Origin of the sequence: Shewanella surugensis, from assembly GCF_023284005.1 — a bacterium.
Lineage (GTDB): Bacteria > Pseudomonadota > Gammaproteobacteria > Enterobacterales > Shewanellaceae > Shewanella > Shewanella surugensis.
This window is the reverse complement of record NZ_JAKIKS010000203.1, coordinates 1-5,361: the sequence shown is the minus strand read 5'-3', so window position 1 is coordinate 5,361 and position 5,361 is coordinate 1. Positions and strand designations below refer to the sequence as shown.

At 35.6% G+C, this 5,361-nt stretch carries 4 protein-coding genes; 3 read left to right on the top strand and 1 reads right to left on the bottom strand.

What is annotated here, in order from left to right; all coding sequences use genetic code 11:
- Window positions 1-300 precede the first annotated feature (300 nt).
- Complete coding sequence (locus tag L2764_RS25515; RefSeq protein ID WP_248943174.1) at window positions 301-1,242, top strand: MATE family efflux transporter; 942 nt, start codon at window positions 301-303, stop codon at window positions 1,240-1,242.
- A gap of 125 nt (window positions 1,243-1,367) precedes the next feature.
- Here L2764_RS25515 and L2764_RS25510 read toward each other — a convergent pair whose 3' ends face one another.
- Window positions 1,368-2,669 (bottom strand): 1-acyl-sn-glycerol-3-phosphate acyltransferase, encoded by a 1,302-nt coding sequence (locus L2764_RS25510; RefSeq protein WP_248943173.1) that lies wholly within the window; start codon window positions 2,667-2,669, stop codon window positions 1,368-1,370.
- Between the two features lie 605 nt (window positions 2,670-3,274).
- On the opposite strand from L2764_RS25510, the gene L2764_RS25505 reads away from it, so the two are divergent.
- Window positions 3,275-4,396, top strand: coding sequence for a fatty acid desaturase family protein (locus tag L2764_RS25505; protein ID WP_248943172.1), 1,122 nt, complete (start codon window positions 3,275-3,277; stop codon window positions 4,394-4,396).
- Window positions 4,377-5,201, top strand: a complete 825-nt coding sequence (locus L2764_RS25500; RefSeq protein ID WP_248943171.1) for a fatty acid desaturase — start codon at window positions 4,377-4,379, stop codon at window positions 5,199-5,201. The genes L2764_RS25505 and L2764_RS25500 overlap by 20 nt, the downstream gene beginning before the upstream one ends.
- Window positions 5,202-5,361: the final 160 nt, after the last annotated feature.

Here is a 5,361-nt window from a genome sequence, read left to right as displayed (position 1 = left end):
AGTTCCGTAGAGTGGCTACGCGCTATGAGAGAAAGGCTAAGTACTATTTAGGGACGCTTCAATTAGCTGCTTCTATGATTTGGTTAGCGTAATTGTCAACGCCCCCTAGGTGCTGTTATATTAAATATTTTATTAAATTATATATTAATATTTGGCAAGTTTGGCGCTCCCGAATTAGGATTATTGGGTGCGGGGCTTGCGACCTTCATCGCGAGAGTATTGTCTCTCATTGTTGCATTTTTATATGTGTTCCAGTCAAAAAAATTAGCGCCATATCGCCCTAAGCAATGGATTCAGCCAGTGAGTCTTAGGCGTTTGACAAACTTATTAAAAGTGTCATTAGTGATTGCTGGGCAGGGACTCATTACCAATGGGGCATTTTCTATTACGGCCATATTTATGGGCATGATAGGGACCATTGCGCTTGCTTCACATCAGATTGCACTGGTTTGTGTCATTATAGGCTCTATCATTCCCATAGGGTTGTCACTTGCCGTGACAATTAGAATTGGACATGTTTTAGGAGAAAAAAAATCATCATCAGAATGTTTAACGATATTAATAGGGGCGCAAATTATGGGGGTTTTGTTTATGGGGAGCGTTGCCGTTATTTTTATCTTTCAAGGTAGAGAATTCTTGATATGGTTTTTTACCGATTTAGAACTTATTGATTTAACGACAAAGCTTTTAGTGATAGTGGGGGCCTTCCTCATTTTTGATTCAGTGCAATTAATTAGTATGGGGGCACTAAAAGGCTACAAGGATGTGTATTGGCCCACTGTATTTGTTTTTGCTGCTTTTTGGTTGATTTCTCTTCCGTTGGGCGCATTTTTGACTTTTTATCTTGGTTATGGTGATACGAGTCTATGGTTGGGTCTCGCATTGGGTTTAATCCTCTGCGCTATCATGTTAAGTATTCGTTTTGTATTTGTCTATCGCTCTTTTACTGTTAGGGGGGGGGAATCCGTACACCTGATCTATTTATTCAGTTTGATGTATTTTTGTCATTTCAACCGTGGACATCGGATAGAACAAGTCTCTGCAACATTGGTCATATTCACTTCTGCAGCAATGACCTTGTGGGTCGCCGTATACAAAGCCAGATGTCACTTACGTCAAGTACTGTATTTTTCTGTGCCATGCTTGTGCATCTTTCATCCACCTTATCCATATATTTTAAGTCCAGTGGCATCCAGAATAAAATGGGGGATATCGCTCCACGACACGGGTTTCGATACTTGATTTCAACTGTCTGGGCACGCTTGGTGATGCTTGGATTTTCCCATGAGATATCGTTTCCTGTGACGTGTTCAGAGGCGTTGATCGTAACCCACATAAAAAGTTGACTTCTTGAGGCAACACAACGCCTATCTAATATCGAAACTTTTTACTATTACATTTAAATGATTTTCAATGTTAAAGTTTTTAAAGTTATTGATGTATTTGTCATTTAATTTCATTTCCATCATTTCTTTATACTTAATGTTGTTTAAAAACAGGCATTCCATTTCTACTGGTGTTAGTTCGTAGTTATTGGCTTTCAGGGCATAAGGTAGCCAAGCATAAATATATTGATTGATTGCGGTAAAAAGTTCATCGTGTCCTTTTTTATTAAGGATGATTTCATTGTTGATTATTTTAAAGTTAAATGTATGACATATCTTAATGATGATTTTTTTAGTCTCTTCAATACTTTGACTATCTAGGAAATTCTGGATTGAGTGATATAACGTCTCTATATTTACTTTTTCATCCTTATTTGTAAAAATAGCTGTTTCTATTTTTTCTATATCACCAAATAAAAACAAACTATTCAGTTGAAACCCTATTTCATTTGCTAAGCTTTCGATATTGTTTTCTGAGAAAGGCTGCAATGATATTTTTTTTGTATCAACATAGACGGCACTAGAGTAATTGATTATATATTTTAAACGTTCAACCATTAATCGGAGAGATAGGGATTGGTTTTTTGGCCATTGACTTTTTTCCCTTACTATTGGATGTAAATCAAAATCTAGTATCCTAGTGTATTGCATTTTAACAATAACCATATTTTCATAATCCGCTTTTAGTAGGTACTTTAATAGGCCTAATTTCATTTTTATGGCGTTGCCAGATACTGACAAAGTACCTTCTGGATAAAGTAAAAAAGAGAGATCATGACTTTTTGATTCGCTAATATAATCCAATAACAGTAATTTATCTTGCTCATCCATCTCATCATTTCTTTTTATAAAGCTCGTGCCAGCTTTATAAAAAATATTGAGTGGAAAGACATTCAAGTGAGAGGAAGTAAAAAATAAAATATAGGATGAGCTTGTTCGATGTCGCGAAAAAAGTTCAGAAATAACAAATGGATCACTATGAGATACATGGTTGGAAACAAATATTGTCGCATCTTGCCTTTGGTTTAAAACGTAAGTTGATTTTGTAGACTCATTGATTTCTTTTAATGAGAATAATTCAAAAAATCTAAAAAATAGTTTTATAAAAAAGTATACAAAAATATTACCAGAAGGGATGAGATCACTCACTTTATTGACATCGTAGTGAGATAAACTATGTCTTATCTTTTTCATTGTTGATTGAAATTTAACATTTAAATCAATATCATAGTGTTGATGAGATTTAATTTCATTCTTGACACGTCTGATTTTATTAGTATTCATAATATAACCTAATTAGGTGTATTTAGATGGAGGTGAGTCCAAACCGTTTTTAATTCACGCATACTAAATTTAGCAGTCATAATGATTGTCCTCAAACATCATCTTTTGATTAAAAAATTGGGTTAATAATCGGCATTATTTAAAGATCAAAAAATGAGGGGATCTCTAAGCTCACGAACAGTCTCTTCATTTGCGTTACCCATTGTTTCAGCAAGTAGCTTTAAGTTCCAAGCTTACCCCCCCCCAAAATAGCGCCTTTTGATATCAGGGTAGCATTACCGCCAAGCTTCTCTCAATGCGTAAGTCCTACCCTTTAATGGACAATAGGAGTTTAGTATTAATTATCTCTGTTTTAACGAGGTTTTTATCTGTTTAGTATTAGTGAGGTATTAGTTAAGTATGAATTTAAGTATTAAACCAATGGTTACTAATAGTTATGTAAATGTTTTGCATGTATAGTCAGCTCTCTTAGGCTATATGATCTTAGCCAGATTACTCAAAGGATATTGTTGTTTTGGTGTCACTTTGTAGTGCAAAGGCAGCATAAGGAAAAGCCAACAAGAAGTGATACTTCAATAGTAAAATATTTCTGTAAGGAGTTTGGTATGAATGAAGAAACCACTGACAAGAATCAATTTGTAGACGAATTACTGCAGCTGAAGAAAGAGTCTTATGAAAATATTTCTTTAGTCGATTATCAGCATTTACGTAAAATCATTTGGATTAATCGTATATTTTTATTGCTTGGTTTCTCAACTGCTTGGATCATTCCTAATCCAATCAGCATGCTGTTTATCTCGTTTGCTTTAACAAATATGTGGTGTATTGTTGCACATCATGTTTGTCATGGTGGTTACAATAGAATTAAAGGGATCCCAAAGAAATATCATAGCCAGCGGTTCGCTACTGGCTGGTCTCGTTTTCTACATTGGCCAGATTGGGTATATCCAGCAGCTTGGAAGCATGAACATAACGTTCTGCATCACCTCAATACCAATGAATCTCTCGATCCGGATCAGATCTCTTATCGCCAGAAATCGTCGAAGTTAAGCCAAAATAATTGGCTGTCACGTATCCTCTCAATGCTATCATGGGGGCTTTGGGTTTCATTGTGGAAGGCTTTATATTATGCGCCAAACACCATTAAAGCAATGAACGAAAAGAAAAACTATTCACACATCAAGAATTATGTCTTATACCGACGTGAAATAATACTCCGGTGCTATTTACCTTATATTGTTTGTCATTTCATTATTCTACCCTTACTATTTTTCCCATTAGGCTGGTACGCCGTACTATTTGTCCTGCTCAATAGGATTGGCGCAGAAGTTATCACCAATTGGCATACTTTCCTTCTCATTGTACCCAGTCATCATGGAGAAGATATAAGCCTACATAATCAACATTTTAATGATAGGTCTGAATTTTATCTAATGCAAATAGCAAGCACATCGAATTATCATACTGGTGGCTTCTGGCGTGATTATTTTAGCGGTTATCTAAACTATCAAATTGAACATCATCTTTTCCCCGATCTACCAGCTTCACAGTACGTACGACTACAACCTAAAATAAAACGATTATGTCAGCGACATGGTATCAATTATATACAAGAATCGATATTTAAACGGATAATCAAATTGTATGATGTTACACAAGGCAAAAAACGTCTAAAACGTGGACATTTACTATTAGAAGGAGGATGTGATGAACATCAACCCCTTTAAACATTCTGCCGATTATCTGCCAGTATTTTACATTATGTCACTTGCTATATTTCAATTTATAATTTGCTTTCAATTAAGCCTTATTTGGACATTTGTCTGTTCGTTAATACTCCTGCCATTGTTGGCTACCAGCACGGCATACAATCATCATCAGCAGCATCACCCTGTATTTAAATGGAGCGGCCTCAATAGAGTGTTTGAAATGGTGCTCACATTTCAAACGGGTGTTATTAGTTACGGTTGGACCTTACATCACGTTCTGGGTCATCATGTACATTATTTAAATCAACATACTGAACATGAAAATGACTCCGGCATAATTGATGAGGCTCGATGGACAAAGCCTGGAGGTAGGCAAATGTCTTTTGTGGAATATTCAATTAAAACGACAGTTTTATCATACTGGCTGATGGTGAAGGTAGGCTTGAAACATAAAAAAATCTTAAAACGTTTTATCCTATATGGGTTTATTACATTAACACTGACTATTATTGGTGTTCTCACTCTTGGTATGAATTTTATTGTTGCTTATATTCTCGTGCCTGTTATCGTGTTATTTGCAACAATAGCCAGCACTTACAAGCACCATAGTGGTTTACGTAGTAAAGACAAATTTCATGCATCATATAATATTGAGGGTAAGTTCTACAATGTATTAACATGTAATTTAGGTTATCATACAGCGCATCATTTACGTCCAGGACTACACTGGTCACAATTACCTGAATACCATAACAAGATCCGTCATAAAATCCCTCCGCACTTATTGAAATTGTATAACTGGAAAAATTTTCTGTCCTTATGATGAAATTATATTTAATAAGCCGATCCAACCTTGAATGGCCTCCAGTGTTATGTGAGCGTCCGGCGAACTACGCCTTGCTTAGATTAACATGCCAAGGTAAGAGACTATTGAGATCACAGTTGGGGGGAGATAGCTGTTCCAAGCAATGTTCGATGTAATC

What these genes read in the sequence shown, in the direction of transcription:
- L2764_RS25500 (WP_248943171.1), top strand. Translation starts at nt 4,377, where the DNA reads ATGAACATCAACCCCTTTAAACATTCTGCCGATTATCTGCCAGTATTT.
- L2764_RS25505 (WP_248943172.1), top strand. Translation starts at nt 3,275, where the DNA reads ATGAATGAAGAAACCACTGACAAGAATCAATTTGTAGACGAATTACTG.
- L2764_RS25510 (WP_248943173.1), bottom strand. Translation starts at nt 2,669, where the DNA reads ATGAATACTAATAAAATCAGACGTGTCAAGAATGAAATTAAATCTCAT.